The following is a 23747-nucleotide window of genomic DNA, read 5'->3' as shown; positions in this document are numbered from 1 at the left end:
ATTGCGGGTTTTGGGCCGTTTATTGCGGGTCGCGGGCAAGGCGGGAAAAACGCACATGGTCCTCGAAATTCCCGTTAATTCGCTCAAATTCGCGGGAAATGCCCTCCTGCGCATAGCCTGCGCGGGTGGCGACGGCCTGGCTTGCCCTGTTGGTTACAGATGCCGAAATTTCGAGCCGGTTGAGGCCGAGTTCTGTAAACGCAAAATGCGAGAGGAGCCTCAGAGCGTCGGTCGCGAGACCCCTGCCGGTAAAGCCTTCGCCGAGCCAGTAGCTCACGCTCGCGGATAGGTGGGCCGCCTGGATCCAGCCGAGGGTGATGACGCCGGCGAGTTGCAGGCTGCTTGCGTGTTGCTGGCTGCTTGCGGGAACTGAACCGTCCGCGGGCCTTAAACTGCCCACGGATTGCGAATTGCCCGAGCCCTTCGCAAAGATGCCCCAGCAGGCGCCGTTCGCCATCTGGGCCTGGATTTCCCACGAATCGATGCGGGACTCGACATCCTCGACGCAGGTACATTCCGCGGGCCACGGCAGGTGGCGGGCAAGAAAATCGCGGTTCGCGTCTATGAGGGAAAACAGCGCGGGCGCATCGCCTTCGTGCAGCAGGCGGAGCGTAACGCGCTCGCCGCGCAGTTCTTCGTCGGGAATTTCGTCCAGGAAGTTTTCCATACGGAGCAAAATTAGCAAACGGAATGCAGGCTAGATGCTTGAGCAGACCAAATCACGAAGACGACGCCGTTTGGTCTGCTGGGAATGCGATTTTTTGATGTAGGACGCCGGCTTTTTGACCAAAGTAGCAGACCAAACCGAAGTAAAACTGTCTTTTAGTCTGCTGACGGCGCATTTTCCGGGCAACAGGAATGGTGTTTTGAGCTGAATCAGCAGACCAAACCGAAGTAAAACAGCCTTTTAGTCTGCTGACGGCGCATTTTCCGGGCAACAGGAATGGTGTTTTGAGCTGAATCAGCAGACCAAATCGAAGTAAAACTGTCTTTTAGTCTGCTGACGGCGCAGTTTCCGACCTTCGGCTTCGCAAAGGCAATGCAACAAAACAAAAACCCGCCGACCATAGTCAGCGGGTTTTCAGTGCGGATGAAAGGACTTGAACCTTCATGCCCTTGCAGGCACTAGAACCTGAATCTAGCGTGTCTACCAGTTCCACCACATCCGCGTGGTGCACCAAATTTTGAAAAAAAACGGATTTTTGTCAAGGGGTTCTTGATAAAAAAGGGGGTCCCCCTTTCTTATTTCAAGTTTTTTTCTGGTGCGGGGCCGTTTATTGCCGGATGGCTTCGCGGATTTCGTCCAGGTGCTTTTCGCGCCAGTAACTCCAGTCGTGTTCGCCGGCAGGGTCAAACCGGAGCATGCAGTCCACCCGGACTTCCCTGCAGAAATCTTCTATCCAGGGTTTCGCCTCCCCCGCCGGGAAAAGCCTGTCGTTGCCGCCCTGCAGAAAACGCCACCGTCCGTCGCGCATCCTGGGGCTTGCGCCGACGACCGCCGGAGCATCGCCCAGCAACTTGCCGAACGAACTGACCAGCAAGCGGTCCCTGACCCGACGCCTGCCCTTTACAGAATAGTTGATGACACCCAGCGCCCCGTCCGAAACGCCCACCAGCGAGACCTCGTTCACGGGAGCCTTGCGCCTCGCCGCAACAGAATCCAGCGCGGCCTCGATTACAGATTCCATGGTCGCAGTCACCCAGTGGTTTTCCCTGCATGCTGACGCACTCACCACAATTACATGGGGAAACAGTTTCGAGAAATCATCCCCCGCCACAAAGCCCTTCTGGCAGTTGCCGCTCGTCATGCCGCCATGGAACCACACGACGACCTGGGCCGAAGCCAAATCCTTCGGCACCCCAGACCGCACCTTTTTCGGTAATTCAGGCCACCACACGCCTACAGCACTTCTGAAAGGTGCGCCCCCATTTGCCGCGGTCACGAACAGCGAATCCCTGGCAGCCCAGGAACATGCGCAAAAAAACAAAATCAAAAAGAGGACTGCAAGACTACGCATGGCCCTTGTACCGCGCCCGCGGTATTTTCGTCTTGATACCCAAGATAACGAACACGACCATCCCGATAAAGCAGAACAGGACTATGCCCGCAACGATAAGCAGGTTCCCCACCATGTAGTCGGCGAGTTCCTCCCATTCCAGTCCGCCTTCCGATGTCGAGATGGACTGCACCACGAAAAGGTTGTCCTTGACACGCGAAGCCCATATTTCGAGCGGAATGCTCGCCGCATCAACATCGGCAAAGTCATACCATTCCGACAAGATCTCGTTCATTTCGCCCGTAGCGTAAAGCACGAACGTGACATCCTTGTCGCCGTTTATCTGGAAATACGTCTTGTCCAGGAACGGGATATCCGTACCGCCAAAGAGGCTCGGGATAGAGGCGTGGCTCAACGTGCCGTAAAAGAGGTGAGGCTCTTCCCGGAAACTGCGCACCACAAGATGCGTACTCGACACGCACCACACTATCACCAGCAGGAACAGCAGTGCCGCATTAAAGTAGACGTATTTGCGCGTGTGGAAAAATGCCATAACAAACTAGTTTTTTGACCTGAATATAAAAAAGAAAGTCGAGAGCAACAGGATGAGCGTGAGGAAATAGAACACCAGCGGGATCTTCGCCTTCAGGGTTATCTCGTTCATGCTTTCTTGCTGGAAGTACTGTATGAGGTCTTCACCCGCGAGGACGGTCTCGTGATTGTCAAGGCGGTTCCACGCAAGCGCATGTTCCACGTTCTCGTCCAGGAGGGCCTTCACGCGCAGCGCGAGCGAATCGGGAACGTCGAGCCCCTGCGGGAACGTGACCGGGAACCCGAAACGCGCAGAGTCAAGCGTAACGAGCAGCGGGTACGAAACGTTATCCGGCAAGAAAGCCACGTCGGCATACACCTTGTCGTATGTTCCGAACCACGCTTGACGGACAGACAGATAACGGCGGACGCCGGCCACCTTCGAAAGCACGCGGCGTTCAAACTCGTGAACGGAATAAGGCGGAGGGGCAACGACTCCCCGCGACGAGAATTCATCCATCTCGCGTGCAAACGAGACTGCCAGTTCACGCAGCGACATGGACTGCGAAAGCACCTTCATGGAATCGCCCGCGTACCCGCAACGGACTGCATTCATGGAGCGCATGAGTTCCATATCCATCAGCTGGTAATCGGAAAGCGACTTGATATAGCGCGAGTAGACGATGACGCCCGGTTTCTGCGAAAAGTAGAACAGCGCGGTAAGCCCGAGCGTTATGAGGATAATCAGCCAAACCCACGGAGTCTTGAGCTTCGCGTTGAAGGTATCGGCAATCGTCCTGTTTTTTGTATCTTCCACACTAAGAAATTACCTTTTTTTATCTCAAATGAAAAAAGGTAACACCAAAAACTGGTATAAAAAACCATGCGGGAGGGGCCCCAGCTCAGAGTGGACGCCTACGGCGTCCGTGGCTGCACTCGGTCATATCGGCAAGTAAACTTGCCGCTGCGACGCTCGTTTGCACACTACTGCGAAGGCCGCACGGGCCCCTCTCCACCATCCGGGGACCATGCGCACTAAGCGCTAAAGCGCTAAGTGCTGTCCGCCCTGCACCCTCCCCATCCTGGCGCAAGCGCCAACCCTACGGCTCGGCCATAGCCATACCAGTATGGCTGCGGCTCTCGCCTTGACCGGTGGTGGCCGACGCTTTAGATGCTATTTAAACACGTTTATTTCATGTATTAAATGAATTATTAATACAAGACGTATATTGCTTACATAAACATTCTCTTTACCTTTTTTCTACTTTGGTGGACATGCGCGGGAAGATTTTTTCGACATTTTTGACCTTTTTGCCGCTTTTGGGCACTTGTGGCGTGCTTTATGGTTGCACCATTGAGCATGCCGAAGAGCAAGTCCTCGAAAAGCACGTAAACGGCACGAAGAAAACCTCCGTGTGGGTATACCCCGACGGCGAAATCCTCAAGCGCAACGAGTGGTACGACAACGGCATCAAGGAATTCGAAATCCAGTACAAGAACAACGTGCCGCACGGGAATATCAAGCGCTGGACCGTACTCGGCGACGTGGCGCTCGACGGCGAATACAAGAACGGCAAGCGTGAAGGGACATGGACAAGCTACTTCGTAGAACGGCTGAACTCCCGCCGCAAGGAAGCCGTGCGACACTACAAGGACGACCACCCCGTGGGCGACTGGGAAAGTTGGCACTTCAACGGGAACAAGGCTTCCGAGGAGCATTACGACGAAAACGGCAACGCAACCGGAGTGTGGAAAAAGTGGCACGAGAATGGAAATCCACAACAAGAGGGAACATGTCATGCCAGATGGGAACCCAACCGCGAAATAAAATCCGCTCCCGAAATGAGCAAAAAAAGTTACCTGAAAAGGTATTCCATGAATGGCGCCCTGCTCGAAAAATTCACCTGCCACAAAAACAAACTATATGGCCCCTTTGAACTATACTATGAGAATTTCAGTGAAGATCCTAAAACGGAACGTATCCGCATTAAGGGAACACTAGGATTCCGTTTAGATGAAACAACATTTTATGGGCCAGCATCTGGAGATAGCGCCCTCATCGGCACCACAGAATACTACAGAGCCGACGGAACCCTCCTAAAGCAGGAACATAGGACAGTAACCGGGCAACGCGATTCCATATGGAGTTGGTATGACGAAAACGGGAAACTACTTCGTGAAAGCAAATTCATTATAGAAACATACAAGGGCTTCAGTGAAAATACCGGAATATCTTACGGAACATGCGAAACATCATCGACAATGTTCTGTGCGGAAACCTCTTTTTTTCGTTCTCCAATCCCAAGCGGTCTTCTCAAAACAAGCGGTTTGAGCGACAAAGACGCATATAAACTAAGTATCGGAAAATTTCCAGCAACACTGCGCTATATCAAGGCAGGGCACAACCTGTTACACGAAGAGTTCTGGGGTGCCGGAGAAGATTCTACCCAGATCGAAGAACGAAGTTTCTACCCGGACAGCATGGGCGGCGGAATGGCGAGCGAGGGCTTTTGGCAGAGAAACCTAGACGGTTCCAAACGTCACGGCGTATGGCGCAATTGGTACCCGAACGGAATCTTGAAAGACAGCCTCAACTACATAAACGGGGAACGCGTCGGCGAGCAGTTCGGTTACGACAGCACCGGCAAGCTCACGATACATAAAACAGAGGCCGGCAAGAACCGGCCCGTGATTATGCATTTACCCGTTAAGCAATAAACTTACTTGTACATGTAGCTCACGCCGTTGGGGAACTTGAGTTCCTGCATTCCAGCCGTATTTACCTGAGTAACCGACTGCACGGAACCACCGTAGATAATCGCGTTGCCCTGGTAGGTCGGCTTGAATGCAGCGTTGTTTGAGCCGTAGTAACTGCTGTTGTTGTAGGTGACGGTCGCGCACTTGGGAAGGTCGGTCGAGTAGTTGCCGAACGCGAGGAGAACGCCGCCGGTAATCTCGAAGCCGGCATCCGTATCAATAAGGCCGCCCGCCATGTTGGAAGAGCATCCGCCGCTACCACCGCCCATGCCGCCACCCATGCCTCCGCCGCCCCAACCTCCAAAGTTGAAGCCGCCCTGGTTCTCGTAGCTCTGGCCAGTGATTTCGAGAATCAGCACGCCGCCGGTCATCTTTCCGGAACCGTTCGCGTCGAACACGTCGATCATGTCGCCCTTCGCGCTGATGTAGTGGTAGCCGCCGCTAACGACAATATGGCCACCGCTCTCGCTGAACGCAGCGTACTGGCCCACGTTTTCCTTCGGGCCACCGGCGCCGTTCCAGCCGTCGTTTGTAGCAAATGTCGAAGTGATTCCGCCTTCCGCAAAAATCCTGTAGGCTTCCAGGCCTTCGCTAGCGGTAACCACGTTGATTGTAGAGCCCTTCAGGTACAGGGCGGAATCGGCGTGAATGCCGTCATCCTTCGAACTGACCGTCACGTTGCCCGCATTCATGTAGACACGCCATTTTGTATGCATTGCATCGTCATCGGCGGTCACATTGATATCGCCCCCGTTCACATAGATGAACTTCGTGGCGACCATTCCCTTGCCGGTAGAAGTCACCTTGATGGTGGAGGCTTCGGCAGAATCGTTCACAAGAATGTAGTTTGCCGCCTGGATGCCGTCGTCACCCGCCTTGATGGTGATGTTTCCGCCGGAGATTTCCACGATGCCCTTGCCGGCAACCGTATCCTTGCAGGCGCCACCCGCCTCTTCGCATTCGTCGCTTTCGAGTCCGTCGCCCTTCTTGGCGGTCACGTTCAAGACACCGCCCGAAATCTGGAGACTTCCCTTGCCCTTGATGGCGTTTTCTTCGGCTTCGACAGTGATGTTGCCGTTCTTGATTTTGAGGTCGTTGCTGCACTGGATGCCGTTCTTGAACTTGCCCTTGACGGTCAAGGTGCCTGCGCCCTTGATGTTCAAGTCATCGCGGGAGTAGATTGCAGCCTTCGAAGTATCCTGCGCTCCGTTGACCTTCGTGAACAGGTGGTTCCCGTTGCCGTCCTCGACCACGTTGGTGGTTCCCTTCACTAGGTGAATCACCGTCTTGTCGGCGTTCTTCACGAGGATGGGAGAATTGGAACTCTTGATGGTCGCGTTATGGAGGTAGATGCCGGTATTGCCCTCGTTCTCGGCGCCCGGAGTATTCACCACCACCTGGAAGTCGGATGATTCGCCCGTCACGTAGTAGGCGCCCGGGCAAGTGATGGTCGCGCTCTTGTCCGCCACTTCGACACAGCCGTTGTTGTTTTCGACCGTAGCCGAAGTGCCCGCAAGTTTCAGGAGAATCTGCGAGCCGTCCAACGTCCTTGAATCCTCGTTGTCGTTCTCGTCGTCTCCGCTCTCGTTGCCGGGATTGCTGCCACCGGGAATCACGACGCTCGAGCTGGAAACTACCGGGCCGGGCCATACGAAGCTTGAACTGGAGATGCCGAAGCCGGGGCCGGCAATACTCGAACTCGAAAGTTCAATGCCGGGCATGAAGAAACTGGAACTGGAAAGTTCTACACCAGGGAAGTCAGTTCCCAGGAAATCGCTGCTGGAAGAAATTTCCACAGGGTTCAAGGCCCCACTATCGACATTAGGATTCGTGGCCGCATCTTCAGAACAGGCTACAAGACCCAACGAGACTCCAATGGCGGGAAACGCCAAAAGCCCTAATTTCATATCTGACTCCTTTTTTACTTAATATAGATTGACCCCTCCAAATACGCCACTGCAGCCTATAACATTCTGTTGAAGTCGAGAACAACAAAACCCGAAAAATCGGGAGTTTAAGTTCCGCGCGTTACACATTATCCCGAAAAAAATTTCTGGCATCCATTTATGTAAAAATCATTTTTCAAGCGGGAGAAAAAGTCAAGAAAAAATTAGATTTGCAAAAGAGGAAAAAGGACAAATTAAATATGCGGCGCAAGGATAGAGAAGTTTTAGGCGACGAGAATATCGCGAAGATTATCGAGCAGTGCACGACATGCCACATTGCGATGGTGGACGACGCAGATGCGGGCATGCCCTACGTGATTCCGATGTCGTTCGGGTATAGCCTGAAGGATGGCGTCCTGGAGCTGTACTTCCACTGCGCGCATGTCGGCAAAAAACTTGACTGCATTCGCAAGAATCCGAACGTGGCGTTCAGCATGTGCGTCGAGAACCGCATCGAGATTCACGAAGACGTTTATTGCAAGAGCGGGCGCTTTTATGCAAGTGTCGTGGGGCAGGGCAAGGCCGAAATCGTCGAGGATAGCGCCGAAAAATGCCGCGGGCTCTCGCTCCTGATGGAACGGCAGGCTGCAGGCGCCGCGCACGGTTCAAGTTCCGCGCAACCTATGCACGCGACCCCGCACAAGTTCGAATTCACGCCCGCGCAGGCCGCCGCCGTGACCGTCCTCAAGATTACAAGCACGAATTTCACCGGTAAAGCGAAGTCGGAGAAATAGATATATGGCAAGTAAACTTGAATTCGGGTTACAGACTCGCGAAGAACTCGACGAAGCGGGCTTAATTATGGCCAGGGCGTACGAAGATTATGACTACGTTACGCTCTATTTCCCTGATATGGAAAAAAGCCGAAAGGGACTGCAGATTTTTATGCAATGCGTCCTGAAAACGTGCTATGGAAAGGCTGATTTGTTGGCAGCGCATCGGGACGGCAAGCTGGTTGCCCGCGCAACACTGGAAGCTCCCGGCTTCAAGAAGCCTTCCGCGTTCCAATACATTATACACGGCTTCTGGCGTGTGTACCTTAATACAAAATGGAGCGAAATCAACGGATTCTTGGCTATGGACGAAAACGCCAGCAAACCCTGCCACGATTTTCAGAAATCAGGGCCGGACATCTGGTATCTCAGCATGCTCGAAGTGGACCCGTCTGCGCAGGGGCAGGGAGTCGGCTCGCAGTTTTTAACTTATATGGAAGAATACGTGCGGGAGCGTGGCGGCAAGCAGTTGGCCCTATTTACCAACTCACGGGAAAACCTCGCTTTTTACAGCAAGCGTGGCTACGAGGTCTTTCACGAATGCGAAATTGAGCACGACGGCAAAAAAATCGGCAGCTGGAGCATGAAAAAATTTCTAAATTTACGGCCACTATGAGTGAAGCTATTAACAATGTGAAGCAGGCGTTTGACGCAGAACTTGCGCAAACCGACCTTACGAACCAAGAAGCCGTCAACAACCTCCGCGTGAAGTACCTGGGCAAGAAGGGGGCCGTCACCGACCTCATGAAGCAGATGGGGAGCTTGAGCGCCGAGGAACGTCCGGCTTACGGCAAGCTCGTGAACGAACTTAAGGTCGCCGTCTCCGAGGCCATCGACAAGGCTATCGAGACTGCGAACCAGGCTGCGCTCCAGAAGAAGCTGGAAAGCGGTTTTGTGGATACGACGCTCCCGGGCGCAGGGATTCCCGCCGGCAGCACGCATCCGCTCTACGACGTGCGCGAAGAGATTATCGACTTCTTCAGCCAGATGGGCTTCGAGGTGGACTTCGGCCGCGACATCGAGACTGACTGGTACAACTTCGAGGCGCTCAATACGCCGCCCGATCACCCGAGCCGCGACATGCAGGATACGTTCTACGTGGACGACAAGGTGATGCTGCGTACGCACACTTCCGGCACGCAGATCCACTACATGGAAACGCACAAGCCGCCGTTCCGCATGATTGCTCCGGGCCACGTGTTCCGCGTCGACAACGATGCAACCCACGCCCCGATGTTCCAGCAGTGCGAAGGCCTGGTGGTAGACGAGAACATCAGCTTTGCAGACCTCAAGGGTGTGCTGCAGGTGTTCATGAACAAGCTGTTCGGCGAAGGCGTCAAGACGCGTTTCCGCCCGAGCTTCTTCCCGTTCACGGAGCCGTCTGCCGAAATGGACGTGAGCTGCGTGTTCTGCGGTGGTAAGGGTTGCCGTCGCTGCAAGGGAACCGGCTGGATGGAAATCGGCGGTTGCGGTTCTGTGGACCCGAACGTGTTCAAGAACTGCGGCATCGACTCCGAAAAGTACACGGGCTTTGCATTCGGCTTCGGTCTCGACCGTATCGCGATGCTCCGCCACGCGATTCCGGAAATCGGTTTGCTGACCAGCAACGACCAGAGATTCCTGAGCCAGTTCTAGTTGGAATGGGCACGGCACGAAGTGCCGTGGATCCTATCGGGGCGGAGCCCCTCCAGGATGACAATATGAAAAAAACGGGCCTTGCGGCCCGCTTTTCTTGTATAAAAAAGAGATCCCCGCCTTCGCGGGGATGACAATTGTTGTGCGGGGATGACGCTTGTTACTTGCAGCGGTGGAAGTCGTCTTCCACGCGGATGATGTCGTCTTCGCCGGTGTACTCGCCCACCTGGACTTCCACGATCACGAGCGGGAGGCGACCTTCGTTCTGGAGGCGGTGAACTTCGCCCACAGGGATGTAGGTCGATTCGTTCGGACGCACGTAGAACACCTTGTCGCCCACAGTACATGTCGCAGTGCCGCTCACCACGACCCAATGTTCGGAACGGTGCAGGTGCTTCTGCAGGCTAAGGCGCTTGCCCGGCTTCACCACGATGCGCTTCATCTTGTAGCGTTCGGTGGATTCGAGCACGGAATACGTACCCCACGGGCGGCTCACCGTCTGCGGCACGTTGATGAGGTCGGAGCCGCGCTGTTTGAGCTCTTCCACCACCTTCTTCACCTTCTGGCTGCTGCTGAGCGGGGCGACCAGCAATGCATCCGGGGTGTCGACGATGAGCATCTTGTCGAGGTCGATCGTTGCGATGGCGCGCTGGCTACCCATCACGAGGGAGTTCTTCGAGCCCACCGCGATGTGGCGCGGATTCACGTTGTTGCCGTTCTCGTCGTGCGGGTATTCTCCGTACAAACTATCAAAGCTTCCGAGATCGCTCCAGCCGATGTCGCTCGGTACGACCTTCACCTTCTTGGACTTTTCCATCACGGCGTAGTCGATGGAGTTGCTCGGGATGGCCATCATGTCGTCGCGGTCGATGCGGATGGGTTCGCCATCCTCGATGGTCGCGTTGGTGAGCGCCTTCTGTGCGGCGGCGAGCATCTCCGGGGAGTACTTGCCGAGTTCCGCGAGGAAGGTTTTCGCCTTGAAGCAGAAGATGCCGCTGTTCCAGTAGAAGTTGCCTGCGAGCAGGTACTTCTCGGCGGTCGCCAAGTCGGGCTTTTCCACGAAGCGCTTCACATTCTCGCCGTCGGCCTCGATGTAGCCGTAGCCCGTCTCGGGGCTCGTGGGCGTGATGCCGAACGTAACGAGGTTACCCGCCTCGGCGAGTTCCTGCGCACGGAGGAGCACCTTCTTGTACTCGTCCTTCTTGCGAATCACGTGGTCCGAGGGCGAAACGAGCACGATGGTTTCCGGATTCATGGTGAGGCAGGCGAGCGCAATCGCGGGCGCGGTGTTGCGGCCCACGGGTTCCAGCAGGAACTTGCTGCCGCTCATGCCTTCCATCTCGAGCTGGTCCTTCGCGAGGAAGAACTGGTCGGCGTTAGAGACTATAAACTGCGACTCGCAGACGGCAGCGTTCGTAACGACCGTCTTGCGGAACAGGGACTGCCCGTCAAAGAGCGGGGCAAACTGCTTGGGCATCAGGGAACGGCTCACGGGCCAAAGGCGCGTGCCCGAACCACCACAAAGGATAAGGTTAATCATAATCTATTACCATCCCTGAAGTTCAATCAACTCGATGTTACGAACTGCGCTAGCACCATTGTTGATGAATGCGGAGCTCGGCACGATCAGGTTCATGATGCGGTTCCACGTTGCGAGGTCGGAAGCATCCACATAGACAACATCGCGTGCGTTCAAGTTAAAGCGTTCTGCCATCGCAAGAGCCATCGCGTTCTTCGCATTCAGGTGATACACGTCGATCTGCTTGTCCGAAGTATTGCGAATGACATAAATCAAGCGAGCCGAAGCACTACCCGTATTCAGGCCACCGGCTGAAGCCAAGGCCTCTACAAGCGAAAGCTTGCCCTGGTTCACGTTCACGGCACCGGTCCTTGCGACTTCACCCATCACGTACACGCGGTTTTCCTTCTGCGTCTCGGTGAGTGCCGGAATGAAAATCTGGTCGTCGGGCTTGAGCAGAATCTTGTCGAGCGGAAGGTTCGCCTTGAACGCATCGAGGTAGTTGATGTTGTACACCTTGTCACCACGGCGAAGCTGCATTCCGGCAGGGTCGGCCTCTTCGGCAAAACCACCTACACCGGCAATCGCTGCGGGGATAGTCATCGGCAGTTCATTGAATGCGATGTAGCCCGGCTTGTTCACCGCACCGGAGACAAACGCCTTGAGGCTGTTGTAGCCCGTCACGCGCACGTCGACCTGCGGGTCGTTCAAGATCTTGTCAGAAAGACGCTTCGTGATTTCGGTACGGAGTTCCTGGGCGGTAAGGCCAGCAGCCTGAATCACGCCCGCATACGGGTAGAACAAGGTACCGTCGGTCGTCACGCGCTGGCCGGCAGGCTGGTACTGGCCCATCGGGGAGGTAAGTTCCGGGTGTTCCCAGACAACCACCTGAACCATGTCCAGAGGACCGATACGGTATTCAAGACTCGGCAGGGAATCCACAATCAGTTCGGCAAGGTCACCGAAATCCGACTTCGAAGAATCACCGGCAGCAGCCGTGCCCGTGCCAAAATCACCCTTTTCGATAGAGTGGACAACCACCTTGATGCCGTTATAATCCGCGGAGCCTTCCGCATCGCCTTCCGGGACTGTCATCCGCATATGGGGGCCAAGCGAACAGCCGCCCAGGACAAGAGCCACACCGGCAAGCAAAAGATTCAACTTTTTCATTATTGAGCCTCGCTCTGTTTGATTTTTTCAACCCAATAGGGCGTAAGTTTCGAAATAAAATTCCAGGCCAGCACGAACGCATTTTCCGGGCGGCGGTACGGGTCGGGAATATCGACCTGCTGGGCTTCGCCATAACGGTGAACTTTCTCTCCGAGTTCCGGGTAACGGCGCTGGAGTTCGGTCTTGTGACCGTTTTCCATCACGAGAACCAGATCCGCCCATTTGAGGATATCCAAGTTTATCTGGCGTGCACGGTGTGCACTCATGTCGATTCCGTGCTGCATGGCAATTTTCTGGCTGATTTCATGGGCAGGATGGTCCACCAGGGCACCAAGCCCGGCACTCATCACGTTAAAGCCCTCGCCCAGTTCCTTTTTCAGGAGGTATTCCCCCGTAGGACTGCGGCAGATGTTGCCTGTACAAACGACTAGAATGTTTTTCATTGGCTCTTAAATTAGAAAATTATATCATAAGAGATGCCCGCCTGCGCGGGCATGACAATTAGAATTACAGTTCAAAGGCGAAGCCCAGGTCCTTGAGCGGCGGGTTCTTCGTGTCCTTTTCGGAGAGGAGCGGTTCGAAGCCGTTGCCCACCGGCCACTTGATGCCGATTTCGGGGTCGTTCCACATCAGGCCGCCTTCGTCCTTCGGGTCGTAGAGGCGGGTGCACTTGTAAACAAATGTCGCTGTTTCGCTGAGGACCACAAACCCATGCGCAAAGCCTTCGGGAATGTAGAACTGCTTCTTGTTCTCGGAAGAAAGCACGACGCCTTCCCACTTGCCGAACGTCGGGCTACCCTTGCGCAGGTCCACCGCAACGTCAAAAACTTCACCGTCAATCACGCGCACGAGCTTTCCCTGCGGGTTCTTCTTCTGGAAGTGGAGGCCGCGGAGTACGCCCTTCTTGCTCTTGGACTCGTTGTCCTGCACGAAGACCATATTGAGGCCGGCAGCGTCAAATTCGCCCTTGTTGTAGGTTTCCATAAAGTAGCCGCGCTGGTCGCCAAAGACCGTCGGCTCGATAATCGTCACGCCCTCGATAGAGGTTTTGATAAAGTTAAACTTACCCATAAGTCCACTACCTATTCTTGTACATCGTTTCGTAATACTTCTCGTAGTCGCCGCTCGTGATGTTGTCGAGCCATTCCTGGTTGTCGAGGTACCAGCGCACCGTCTTCTCGATGCCTTCCTCGAACTGGAGCGAAGGTTCCCAGCCGAGTTCCTTCTGGAGCTTGGTGGAATCGATGGCATAGCGGGCATCGTGGCCCAGGCGGTCCGTCACGTAGGTAATGAGGTTCATGTCCTCGCCTTCAGCGCGACCCAAGAGTTTATCGACAGTCTTGATGACGACCTTGATGATGTCGATGTTCTTCCATTCGTTGAACCCGCCGATGTTGTAGGTCTCAGCAATCTTCCCGTTATGGAAAATTACGTCGATAGCGCGGGCGTGGTCTTCCACGAAGAGCCAGTCGCGCACGTTCTCGCCCTTGCCGTAGACCGGGAGCGGCTTCTTGTGGCGAATGTTGTTGATGAAGAGCGGGATCAACTTTTCGGGGAACTGGTACGGACCGTAGTTGTTGGAGCAGTTCGTCACAATCGTCGGCATGCCGTAGGTGTCGTGGAACGCGCGCACAAAGTGGTCGGAACCGGCCTTGCTTGCGGAATACGGGGAATGCGGCGTGTACTTCGTCGTCTCGTAGAAGAAGTCATCGCCGTAAGCCAGGTGATGCTCGGAGCTTGAGGCCGTCGTGGTGAACGGAGGCGTGATGCCTTCCGGGTGGTTCATCTTGAGGGCGCCATAGACTTCGTCGGTCGAGATATGGTAGAAGCGTTTGCCCTCGTATTTTTCCGGGAGGCTTTCCCAGTAGAGCTTGGCCGCCTGGAGCAGGGAGAGCGTACCCATCACGTTCGTCTTCGCGAAGGTAAACGGGTCCTTGATGGAGCGGTCCACGTGGCTTTCTGCCGCGAGGTGGATGATACCGTCGACATGCTCATCCTGCATGAGCTTGTAGAACGCGTCAAAGTCGCAGATGTCCATCTTCACGAACTTGTAGTTCGGCTTGTTCTCGATATCCTTGAGGTTCGCGAGGTTGCCCGCGTAGGTAAGCTTATCGAGGTTGATAATCTTGTATTCCGGGTACTTGTTCACGAACAGGCGAACTACATGGCTCCCGATAAAGCCTGCACCGCCGGTAATGACGATATTCTTCATAGAAACTCCAGTTTTATGGAGCAAATATAGAAGATTTTCTTTTTACCCTATAAAAAATCTTCTTAAACAGGTTTAATATGCACGAGGGAGGGGCCCCCGCTCGGAGTGGACGCCTACGGCGTCCGTGGCTGCACTCGGTCATGCCGGGGTGCAAGCACCCCGTCGCGACACTCGCTTGCTCACTACTGCGAAGGCCGCACGGGCCCCTCCCTTCACCCTCCCCATCCTAGGCCGACGCCTTAGATGCATGCATAAACAGGTTTATAGGAGAAGAAAGACGCTTATTGATCAAAACAAGAAGATATATCAGGTTTATAAACTCTGTACGACAAACTCGTACGGGTTAGCAAGTGTTTCCAAATCTACGGAAACAGAGGGAATTTGCCAGCGGAACCATGTCAGCTGGCGTTTCGCGTAGTTGCGGGTCTTGCGTTTGACCTCATCGACAACCCGCGCCACATCCGCAGGTGATGTCGCCTGCAGGAGTTCACGGTACCCGAGACTCTGCCATGCGGGAGCATCGAGCGGCACGTTCTTTGCAAGGCGGTGAACCTCATCGAGCCAGCCATCCGCCATCATCTTGTCCACGCGGGCGTTGATGCGGGCGTACAGGTTTTCGCGCGAACGCTGGAGCCAGAAGACGGGAATCTGCCCAATACCGCCCTCGCGTTCCTTTTGCCAGTCCGAAAGCTTGCGGCCCGTCGCCTGCCACACTTCCAGTATGCGGATGATGCGCTGGGCGTTTTCCTTCTCGACTCCGGCCATCGCCTCGGGGTCTACTTCCTGCGCAGTTTTGAACAAACTATCAAGACCTTCGCAGACCGCTTTTTCTTCAAGGCCTGCACGCACACCCGGCTCTATCTTCGGGATTTTCGGGAGCCCGAGCATCAGCGACTGCAGATAAAGTCCCGTGCCGCCAACCGCAATGTAGTTCCTGCCGGGATTTGCTTCCAGCAGTTCGCGCACGTTCCTGCAAAAATCCCCCGCCGAAAAAGTTTCCCGCGGATCAAGGAAGTTTACCATGCGGTGTTTCACCCGCTCCATTTCTGCAGGCAAAGGCTGTGCCGTCCCTATCGCGAAGCCCGTGTATATCTGGCGCGAATCCACCCCGATTATTTCGGCATCGAATCGTTCCGCGAGGTCGAGCGAAAGGCGCGACTTCCCTATTCCCGTGGCTCCGGCGATTGCAAAGAGGATTGGCATGCCCGCAATATAATTATATTTGGAGGGGATGAAAAACGCAAAGCATATAATCGCCATATTTATTGTTCTCGGGGTACTCGCTACGGCAGCCTACCTACTCCCCAAGAGCGATATCGAAAGTTTGTGGGCGAAGAGCGATACTCCGGCAGAAGAAATTGCAGACACGACCGTTTCCGTACAGGACACCACGCCGTTTATCGACCGCATGAAGGCAGACATAGGCGTTATCCAGGCGCAGTTCTCCCGCCGGAAAAAGCGCGACGTGTGGACTCTCGGGAACGGAACTACGATTATCCGCTACCTGTTGCAGGCGAAGCGGTTCATCGACAAGAACAACGGGAAGGTCCTCTACATGGAGGAGCTTTTCAACGACAACGACGCGTTCCAGTCTGCAAACCTGGACGCGCTCTCCCCCGATGGCGATACGCTCCGGATAAACCTGCAAATATCACGCAACATATTCCGCGACAACGCATCGTACCTTTCAGTTTCGTTCCAGATAACCGGAGAAGCTTTCCAGCAAAAAAGGATTATGCCCGAAATCATCGCGACGCTCAATTCGCTCGACTACCCCTACGACCTGCTAATAACCCCGTTCGACATGCCGAAGGGCTTCTACCCCGACCTGGACAAGATAAAGAACAAGGAACTCGTCCTGTGGCTTCTCATGGAATCGAACAGCCTTGACAGCAGGCACAAGAACATGCGCGCCATCCGCAGTTACCTCACGGAAGACCAGATTTCAGAAATCATTGCTGACGCCAAAACGCTCGTACCCTCGGCAAACGGGATAGCCACGCGATTCGCCGACAAGGCAGTCGAACACAAGCCGCTGCTGCAGGCGGTACTCAACGCAGCGAAGGCACACCAGCTGTGGTTTGCTGACCTTTCGGGCAACAGCAAGTCCAAGGTTTCGGACGTCTGCCCCGAAGTGGGCATGAACTGCAAGATTATCACGCCCTACAACCCCTCGAACAGCAGCATTGACGACTTCGTCCACAAGAAACTCCGCGGGGCGGCAAGGAGCGGCATGGCGGCAATCATTCTCCCCCTCACGCTCGAGAGCGTCCAGAAAGTCAAGACATTGAAAGAAAAAACGACCGCGCAGGGTACCACGCTCATAAATTTATCTACCTTTATGAACACCAACAAGGAGTAGTTTCCATGACCGTAAAACTGGGTGTCAACGTAGACCACATCGCCACTATCCGCGAAGCACGCAAGATCCGCGAACCGGATCCGGTTGCCGCAGCGATTATTGCCGAACTCGCAGGCTGCAACGGCATTGTTGCCCACCTGCGCGAAGACAAGCGTCACATCCAGGACCGCGACCTCAAGCTTTTGCGCGGCACGGTTTCCACGAAACTCAACCTCCAGATTTCTACCAATCCCGAGATGGTGCAGTTCGCCATCAACGTGCAGCCCGATATGGTGACGCTCGTACCCGAGAACAGCCAGGAAATCACGACCGAGGCGGGCATGAACGTCGCGGCAAAGATTGACGAGATTGCAAAAATCGTGATGACCCTCAAGAACAACGACATCGCGACATGCATCTTCATCGACCCCGAAACCGAGCAGGTGAAGGCATCGAAGAAGGTCGGTGCCGACTTCGTGGAATTCAGCACCGCAAGGTACGCCTCGGCTTGCGACCTCGGCAGCATCCAGGAAGTCAACCGCGAAATTTCCGCCATCCAGGACATGACCGTCCTTGCAAAGAAGTACGGCCTGCGCGTCAATGCTGGTCACGGTCTCAACTACAGGAACGTGGAAGCCATTGCAGCCATCGAGGGCATCGAAGAACTCAACATCGGCCACAGCATCGTGGCGAGGGCAGTTCTCGTGGGCCTTGAACGCGCAGTGAAGGAAATGCTCGACCTGCTCAGGCGTCAATAGTCACTAGTTGTTAGTCAGTAATCGCTGTATTCTACATCCTGGAGCACAAGCCCCTGGGGAGGAGCCCAGGTACGTTCGCCCTTGAAATCCTTGGCGAATATCTTTTCCACCGTACCCAGCGGGTAACGACCGCGGCCGATATCAAATAACGTTCCGACCATCGCGCGCACCTGCCGGTGCAAAAAACGGTTGCCCCTGATGTGGAACATGCAGCTCCAGTCGTTCAGGCGTTCCAGGCGGAATTCCGTCAGCGTGCAGAGAGTGGACTTGCCGTCGTTACGGGGAATGCAGAAATCGATAAAGTCATGTTCGCCCAGGAAGGCCTTCGCCTCGCATTCCATTACATCCAAGTTAAGGTCAACACTGCCGCATTCCCAGCCAAAATCGCGCATCAGGGCTACGGGCCGCGTAAAGATGGTGTACTGGTAATAACGCGAAAGCGCGTCGTAGCGGGAATGGAACTCGCTCGGGCACGCCTCGAGGTCACGTATGCGGATGAGTCTCTTGGTGAGGCCGTTTACAGAGCGGACCGTACGTACCGGGTCCAGTTCGCCGTCGAAATCGAAGTGGACGCACTGCCCGCGGGCATGCACGCCCGTATCCGTACGCCCGGAACCCACCACGCGGATAGGCGCGCGGAGAGCCGTAGTCAGGGCTTCCTCGAGAGTGGACTGCACCGTAACAAAGCGCGTCTTGCCCGCGCAGTTCTGTTCTTGCCAACCGTAGAAGGCGCTTCCCAGGTATTCACAGCGGAAGCGGTAACGCATCTAGTTCCCCGATTCTAGGGATTCCTTGATAACGGCCTCGACCTGATCTTGCGGAATCTTCAACTGCGATGCGATTGCGGAAGCAGGGAACCCGCGGCGGGACATCTGCATGATCTTCGTCTTTTCCGTGAGTTCGCGGTCGAACCTGCTGGTCTTGAGGGGCGATTTCGCCTGCAGGGTCGGGTCGCCCGTCATGTTGTGGCTCTGCGCACGAATCTTCATGGTGCGGTCACGGGTCACGCCGCGCGGGGAGCGGAGCACGTCGGAAAGCGACTGCATGGCCGAGGTGATGCGTTCCTTCGCCGTAGGCCTGAGCTGCGGGCGCGGCGCATCGAGGTCGGTCGTCATAATCTTGTTCTCGGGCACGCCGTTCTCGTCCTCGAAAGCCATCTTGGGCAGTTCCTGCTGCTTTTCGCGCTCGGCGAACTCGGACACTTCGTCTATGATGGAACGCTTCTGCGGGCGGGGGCGCGCAATCGTCTCGTCGTCGAGCCCTCCCTTCGGTTCCTTGAAACGCTGTTCTTCTGCAGCCTTGATGGCCTCCATCTTCATGGTGAGGACCTTTTTCCTGTGCGCAAGGACGGCGAAAAGCAAGATAATGCAAAGGATAATCGCAGCGACGCCACCCGCAATCCAGAGCATGGTCTCGCTGGAAACTCCCAGCGGGTTTTCCGCCGCGACGGGCACGGGTGCAGTCCTCATGTCGCCCAGGGATTCCCAGGACTGTTCCAGTTCGGTGCGTATACTAAGCTGTAAATCGGGGTTCCCCTGAGCCTCGAACAGGGCTACCTGCAGGGAATCTATCCTGCTGCGGGCTTCCAGGTAGGATTCCGCATCAAAAGACGACTTAACCGCGGAAAAATCAAGGAGCAAATAGGCGCCAAGCCCTGCTGCCACGATAAACAAGACAACTGGAGCAATAAACTTCTTCATACGGCATATAATTTAGAAAATGAAGGCCGATTATTTCCAGGCAAAACGGCGAAATCGCCCCTTTTTGAAAAACGGGACGCTTCGCCCCGCTTTTTTGCGGGTGGTGTGAAGTTCTCTACACTTTTTTGGAAAAAACGCAAATTTAATGTCCACAACCTGTTTTTTTTTACTATCTTATAGTACAAGAACTCTTTGTTCTCCTCCTAACCCCAAAGAACACCCCGGCTTCGGTCGGGGTGTTTTGGTTTATAGTCCTTGTTTTTTGCGGGAAACTACGTGCGGAGAGCGCCGAACGACACAGCCCTGTCGCCGCCGTTTTCGAGTGCCGCCTTGAGGGCCACCTGCGCGTTGTAGATGAGGGTTCCCTCGTCAATCGCATGGTCGGGCATCACGGACACGCCAAGGCTCAGCTTGGTCGCAAGGATTCCGTCGCCGTAGGAAATCTGCAACTGAGAAATCTCGTTACGGATGCGTTCTGCGCGTTCAAGCGTAATCTTGCTATCGGCGCCGGGCAGAATCACACACAGCACGTTACCATCGAACCTGCAGGGGATATCTTCGGTACGGATGAACCCGGGCAGGCGCTGGCCCAGTTCCCAGAGCAGCTGCTCGAGGGCATGGTTGCCCTTCTCAGTCTTGATGGCTTCGGCCGCATCGGGGTAAATCATGATTATCCCTATCGGGGTCGCATGGCGGTTTGCGGCAGCCACCTCGCGGCGCAGGGATTCTTCCATGTAGCGCCTGTTGAACAGCCCCGTAAGGTTGTCGCGGATGCTGTGCTGCTGGAACCGCAAGTTGAGGTTCTGGTTTGCCACGTAAAGCCCGAAGGTCGCGGCGACAATGCTCACCTTCGCCTTCCAGAATTCAAGGGAATCGCCCTCGGGGAACTTGTCCACCTGGACCGAAAGGATACCGAAATGCTCCTCGAGGCCTTCAATCGGGGCGCAGAAGGAAACACCCTGCGGGTGGTGGTGCAGGTGGGTGCATCCGCCCGTAAATTCACCGGAGGTATAGTCGCTCACCACGACATCGCCCACGTTGTAGCTCGCGCATTCGCCCGGCATAATCACGTCATCACTGATAACGTAATCGCCGAACGAAAGAATCTTGTGGAGTTCGGTCTGCACGCCGCCGTACATGTAGAGGATGCCTGCGCCACCCGGGAACAGTTCGGGGAGCGACTTCTCGAGAGCCTCCACCACATCGGGGAACGGCCTGTTCTTGAGAATGCGCTTGCAGAACGTGTTCCAGGCATCGAGCGGGAAGGCGTGCTGTACGGCATCCACCTGCTTGAGGGCCTCGGCTGCCGGAATCGCTTCGGGAGGGAGAATGCTGTCGAAAGGCTTCTTCTTTACGCTCGGGCCTTCGAAAGGCTGCGGTTCATCGCTCAGGGACGGGACAACGGGCACATACTCGGTTTTCGGGGATGCGTTGCGGGTCTCATTGAGGGCTTCGGTAAAGTTCGCTTCGGCTTCGGTAAACTTGCGCTTGCAATGGCTGTAGTACAGGAGGCCGAGAACCGCGCCCCAGGCTCCAATCAATACAAATTTCAGGTGCAGGGCCAGAGTCTTTTCGGGTACGAAATAGGCCGCGACGACACCGCCGACAAAAAATACAAGGCAAAGGAAATAAGAAAAGAAGCTCATGCCATAAATTTATCAAAAGAAATATGTTTTCGTTCTCAAGTAAACGAAAATTTTATAAAAAAACGTGCTTTTGGGGTTCCTTTTTCTAAATTTAGCACTATGACCATTCTCGAGAAGATTGCCCTGGCCCTCCCCGCCGTCGAGTCCCCCGCCCGTTACATGGGCGGCGAGGCGAACAGCGTGGTAAAGGACCACAGCCAGATGCTCTGCCGCATGGCGTTCGTATTCCCGGACACCTACGAAATCGGGATGAGCAACAACGGCATCCGCATCCTGTACCACGTGATAAACCGCGAGAGCGACCTGCTTTGCGAAGTCTCGTTCGCACCGTGGGACGACATGGCCCGCGAGATGGCGAAGTACGATATTCCGCTGTACAGCTACGCGACCTACACGCCGGTGCGCGAATTCGAGGTGGTGGGCATGACGCTCCAGACGGAGCTGAACTTCACGAACGTGCCCTACGTGCTGGAACTCGCCCGCATTCCCGCGTGGCAGAAAGACCGCAAGGAAGACGACCCCATCGTGGTTGCCGGCGGGCCCTCGATGGCGAACCCCGAGCCCGTCGCCGACTTCTTCGACGCGTTCATGATTGGCGACGGGGAGAAAGTCATGATTGACTTTCTGCGGTGCGTAGGCGAAGGCCGCAAGGCGGGCCTCAGTCGCGCCGAAATACTCGAGAATTTATCCAAGATTGACGGCGTTTACGTGCCGAGCTTGCGCCCGGTAGTCACGAACGAATTCGGCGCGATTGTACCGGCGGAACCTGCCGCCGGCGCCTACGCCACCACGAACGGGGTTCGCCGCCTGTTCATCCCGGTAATGGACCCGAAGGACTACCCTGTCAAAAACCTCATCGCAAACATGCAGCTGGTACACAACCGCTTCAGCGTGGAAGTCATGCGCGGCTGTGCACAGGGTTGCCGTTTCTGCCAGGCGGGCATCTGGTACCGCCCGTGCCGCGAACTCGACCCGGACGATGTCCTCGACATCGCGAAGGCGGGCATCCGCGCCACCGGCGAACGCGAACTCGGGCTTTTGAGCCTTTCTACCGCCGACTACAAGCCGGTGGAAGCCCTCACCGACAGTATCATCGACGACCCGTTCTTCGATACGGTGGACGTGAGCCTCCCGAGCATCCGCGTGAACAGTTTCGGGCAGACGCTCGCCGGCAAGATTGCGGCCCTCAAGGGTGGCCGCAGCGCCACGTTCGCCCCCGAGACGGGCTCCGAGCGCATCCGCAAGATGATCAACAAGACCATCAGCGACCAGGACATGTACGATGCCGCCGAGCACGCGTTCAGCAGCGGGTTCAACAAGATTAAGTTGTACACAATGATAGGGTTCCCGACCGAGAACCTGGACGACATGCAGGCATTCTGCGACCTCATCTTCAATCTCGTCAAGATCGGGCGCAAGTACAACCGCGGCATCCAGATTGCGGTCAGCATCGGCATCCTCATCCCGAAATCCTTTACCGCGCTCCAGTGGGCGCCCTACATGGACAAGGAAACCGCGCTCAAGCATATCCGCTTCGTGCGCGAAAAGTTTTTCAAGCACCCGAACGTGAAAATCAACTGGGCCAGCTGGGAAACGAGCTTCCTCGAGGCCATCTACAGCCGCGGCGACCGCTCGCTGGCTCCGGTCATCTACGAGGCGTACAAGCAGGGAATCATCTTCGAGAGCGACAGCTACCGGTTCGACTTCGCCAAGTGGGAAGCCGTCTGGCAAAAGATGGGCTACGACACCAGCTGGGTTTACCGCGAGCGCGAAAAGAGCGAAGTGTTCCCGTGGGACTTCATCCATGCGGGTACCACCAAGCAGTACCTGAGGCGCGAGTGGGAGAAGGCGTTCGACCCGAACAGCGAACCCGTGCCCAACTGCAAGTGGGGCGACTGCCAGAAGTGCGGCATTCCCGGGTTCGGCGCCGAAATCAAGCTCGCCAACGACCCCGTGCGCCACAAGGCGCCGAGCCGCACCCCCGAAGAAATCAAGAAACTCGTCGCGGAACGCCGCCCCAAGAAGACGGAAAGTTTCAGCTACAAGATTACCTTCAAGAAGACCGGCCTCAGCCGCTTCCTGCCCCACCAGAACATGCTCAGCTTCTTCGAGCGCACGTTCCTGTGTGCGGGCATCCCCGTCAAATTCAGCGAAGGCTTCAGCCCCAAGCCACGCATCTCGAACATGGGCGCGCTCCCGCTAGGGCTCGAGACGTACTGCGAAATCATCAGCGTGGACTTGCTGCAGAAGCTCGACATATCGCCCGAGAACCTCCCCCGACTCATGGAACAACTGAGCGCGCCGTTCCCGCGGGGCATGGAAATCGTAAACATCGAACCCCTCAAGGAAAAGCTCAGCAAGCACTTCCCGAAGGCGATGGTTTACCGCCACACGCCCGAAAGCATCCCCGCCGACCTGATGGAGCGGTTCAACGCGAAGGCGCTCCCCGTAGTGAAGAACCACCGCGGGCAGGAAATCGATTTGAACGAGCACGTGCTCGGCATCGACGCTGTAAACGGAGCTCTCTTCGTGAAGGTAAAGTGCAACGACCAGGGCTGTACAGCAAGCCCGTTCGTAATCTACGCGGGCCTTCTCGGGTTCGAAATCGACCCCGCCAAGCTTGACGAGGTTTCCAGGCGGTTCCTGATTGCGAAAGTCAGCATGGAACTCTAGTCATTAGTAATTGGTCATTAGTCAATAGCAAAAAAGGCCATTGACCAACGAATAATGACTATTGACCTTATGAATTGTATAGACAGAAA

21 protein-coding genes and 1 tRNA gene are annotated in these 23747 nt (G+C 55.6%); 7 read left to right on the top strand and 15 right to left on the bottom strand.

From position 1 onward, the window contains the following. Window positions 1-19: 19 nt before the first annotated feature. From CRO08_RS00840 to CRO08_RS00820, 5 genes are all read right to left on the bottom strand, one after another. The gene (locus tag CRO08_RS00840; RefSeq protein ID WP_097034684.1) at window positions 20-667 is read right to left on the bottom strand and encodes a GNAT family N-acetyltransferase; all 648 of its coding nucleotides are present in this window, start codon (window positions 665-667) and stop codon (window positions 20-22) included. 418 nt (window positions 668-1085) lie between these two features. Continuing rightward, window positions 1086-1169 (bottom strand) — tRNA-Leu (locus CRO08_RS00835). Between the two features lie 105 nt (window positions 1170-1274). Further along, window positions 1275-1859, bottom strand: a complete 585-nt coding sequence (locus CRO08_RS00830) for a hypothetical protein (protein ID WP_097034683.1) — start codon at window positions 1857-1859, stop codon at window positions 1275-1277. A 151-nt stretch (window positions 1860-2010) separates the two neighbouring features. Then, window positions 2011-2550 carry a hypothetical protein gene (locus tag CRO08_RS00825; RefSeq protein ID WP_097034682.1) on the bottom strand — a complete coding sequence of 180 codons (540 nt, stop codon included), beginning with the start codon at window positions 2548-2550 and terminating at the stop codon, window positions 2011-2013. Window positions 2551-2556: 6 nt separating this feature from the next. Further along, window positions 2557-3345 carry a hypothetical protein gene (locus CRO08_RS00820; RefSeq protein WP_097034681.1) on the bottom strand — a complete coding sequence of 263 codons (789 nt, stop codon included), beginning with the start codon at window positions 3343-3345 and terminating at the stop codon, window positions 2557-2559. 458 nt (window positions 3346-3803) lie between these two features. Between CRO08_RS00820 and CRO08_RS00815 the strand changes: the two genes are divergently transcribed. Further along, window positions 3804-5246 carry a toxin-antitoxin system YwqK family antitoxin gene (locus tag CRO08_RS00815; RefSeq protein ID WP_141398175.1) on the top strand — a complete coding sequence of 481 codons (1443 nt, stop codon included), beginning with the start codon at window positions 3804-3806 and terminating at the stop codon, window positions 5244-5246. 2 nt (window positions 5247-5248) lie between these two features. On the opposite strand, the gene CRO08_RS00810 is transcribed toward CRO08_RS00815, so the two are convergent. After that, window positions 5249-7192, bottom strand: a complete 1944-nt coding sequence (locus CRO08_RS00810) for a carbohydrate-binding domain-containing protein (RefSeq protein WP_097034680.1) — start codon at window positions 7190-7192, stop codon at window positions 5249-5251. A gap of 239 nt (window positions 7193-7431) precedes the next feature. Here CRO08_RS00810 and CRO08_RS00805 point away from each other — a divergent pair, with 239 nt between their 5' ends. From CRO08_RS00805 to pheS, 3 genes are read left to right on the top strand one after another with little or no spacing between them, the layout of a single operon-like run. Next, window positions 7432-7965, top strand: coding sequence for a pyridoxamine 5'-phosphate oxidase family protein (locus tag CRO08_RS00805; protein ID WP_097034679.1), 534 nt, complete (start codon window positions 7432-7434; stop codon window positions 7963-7965). Between the two features lie 4 nt (window positions 7966-7969). Continuing rightward, window positions 7970-8620: an N-acetyltransferase gene (locus CRO08_RS00800; protein WP_097034678.1), complete on the top strand. Its 651-nt coding sequence runs from the start codon at window positions 7970-7972 to the stop codon at window positions 8618-8620. Further along, a complete protein-coding gene (gene pheS, locus CRO08_RS00795; RefSeq protein WP_072801315.1) occupies window positions 8617-9639 on the top strand; it encodes a phenylalanine--tRNA ligase subunit alpha in 1023 nt (340 codons plus the stop codon). The genes CRO08_RS00800 and pheS overlap by 4 nt, the downstream gene beginning before the upstream one ends. A gap of 160 nt (window positions 9640-9799) precedes the next feature. Here pheS and CRO08_RS00790 read toward each other — a convergent pair whose 3' ends face one another. The 6 genes from CRO08_RS00790 to miaA all read right to left on the bottom strand — a co-directional run bounded on the left by CRO08_RS00790 (window position 9800) and on the right by miaA (window position 15743). Continuing rightward, complete coding sequence (locus tag CRO08_RS00790) at window positions 9800-11179, bottom strand: mannose-1-phosphate guanylyltransferase/mannose-6-phosphate isomerase (protein WP_097034677.1); 1380 nt, start codon at window positions 11177-11179, stop codon at window positions 9800-9802. Between the two features lie 6 nt (window positions 11180-11185). Beyond that, window positions 11186-12328 (bottom strand): polysaccharide biosynthesis/export family protein, encoded by a 1143-nt coding sequence (locus tag CRO08_RS00785; protein ID WP_097034676.1) that lies wholly within the window; start codon window positions 12326-12328, stop codon window positions 11186-11188. After that, window positions 12328-12771, bottom strand: a complete 444-nt coding sequence (locus CRO08_RS00780) for a low molecular weight protein-tyrosine-phosphatase (RefSeq protein ID WP_097034675.1) — start codon at window positions 12769-12771, stop codon at window positions 12328-12330. The genes CRO08_RS00785 and CRO08_RS00780 overlap by 1 nt, the downstream gene beginning before the upstream one ends. A 64-nt stretch (window positions 12772-12835) precedes the next feature. Then, window positions 12836-13399 (bottom strand): dTDP-4-dehydrorhamnose 3,5-epimerase, encoded by a 564-nt coding sequence (gene rfbC / locus CRO08_RS00775; RefSeq protein WP_097034674.1) that lies wholly within the window; start codon window positions 13397-13399, stop codon window positions 12836-12838. Window positions 13400-13406: 7 nt separating this feature from the next. Continuing rightward, on the bottom strand, window positions 13407-14540 hold the full coding sequence (locus CRO08_RS00770) for a dTDP-glucose 4,6-dehydratase (RefSeq protein ID WP_097034673.1): 1134 nt from the start codon (window positions 14538-14540) through the stop codon (window positions 13407-13409). Between the two features lie 312 nt (window positions 14541-14852). Further along, complete coding sequence (gene miaA, locus CRO08_RS00765) at window positions 14853-15743, bottom strand: tRNA (adenosine(37)-N6)-dimethylallyltransferase MiaA (protein WP_097034672.1); 891 nt, start codon at window positions 15741-15743, stop codon at window positions 14853-14855. A gap of 28 nt (window positions 15744-15771) precedes the next feature. On the opposite strand from miaA, the gene CRO08_RS00760 reads away from it, so the two are divergent. Both CRO08_RS00760 and CRO08_RS00755 read left to right on the top strand, forming a co-directional pair. Further along, entirely contained in the window at window positions 15772-16902 is a 1131-nt protein-coding gene (locus tag CRO08_RS00760; RefSeq protein ID WP_097034671.1) for a divergent polysaccharide deacetylase family protein, read from the top strand. Between the two features lie 5 nt (window positions 16903-16907). After that, window positions 16908-17639, top strand: coding sequence for a pyridoxine 5'-phosphate synthase (locus CRO08_RS00755; protein ID WP_072809148.1), 732 nt, complete (start codon window positions 16908-16910; stop codon window positions 17637-17639). Between the two features lie 14 nt (window positions 17640-17653). Here the strand turns inward: CRO08_RS00755 and truA are convergent, their stop codons facing one another. The 3 genes from truA to CRO08_RS00740 all read right to left on the bottom strand — a co-directional run bounded on the left by truA (window position 17654) and on the right by CRO08_RS00740 (window position 20985). Beyond that, window positions 17654-18406 carry a tRNA pseudouridine(38-40) synthase TruA gene (gene truA, locus CRO08_RS00750; protein ID WP_072809150.1) on the bottom strand — a complete coding sequence of 251 codons (753 nt, stop codon included), beginning with the start codon at window positions 18404-18406 and terminating at the stop codon, window positions 17654-17656. Beyond that, window positions 18407-19339, bottom strand: a complete 933-nt coding sequence (locus CRO08_RS00745) for a hypothetical protein (RefSeq protein WP_072809152.1) — start codon at window positions 19337-19339, stop codon at window positions 18407-18409. Between the two features lie 272 nt (window positions 19340-19611). Next, window positions 19612-20985, bottom strand: a complete 1374-nt coding sequence (locus tag CRO08_RS00740) for a GGDEF domain-containing protein (RefSeq protein ID WP_097034670.1) — start codon at window positions 20983-20985, stop codon at window positions 19612-19614. Between the two features lie 99 nt (window positions 20986-21084). Here CRO08_RS00740 and CRO08_RS00735 point away from each other — a divergent pair, with 99 nt between their 5' ends. Then, window positions 21085-23658, top strand: coding sequence for a TIGR03960 family B12-binding radical SAM protein (locus CRO08_RS00735; RefSeq protein ID WP_097034669.1), 2574 nt, complete (start codon window positions 21085-21087; stop codon window positions 23656-23658). Window positions 23659-23747: the final 89 nt, after the last annotated feature.

The sequence above is a fragment of the Fibrobacter sp. UWT3 genome, from assembly GCF_900230125.1.
GTDB lineage: Bacteria > Fibrobacterota > Fibrobacteria > Fibrobacterales > Fibrobacteraceae > Fibrobacter.
The sequence above is the reverse complement of the archived record's forward strand: the minus strand, read 5'-3'. Positions and strand labels throughout refer to the sequence as shown.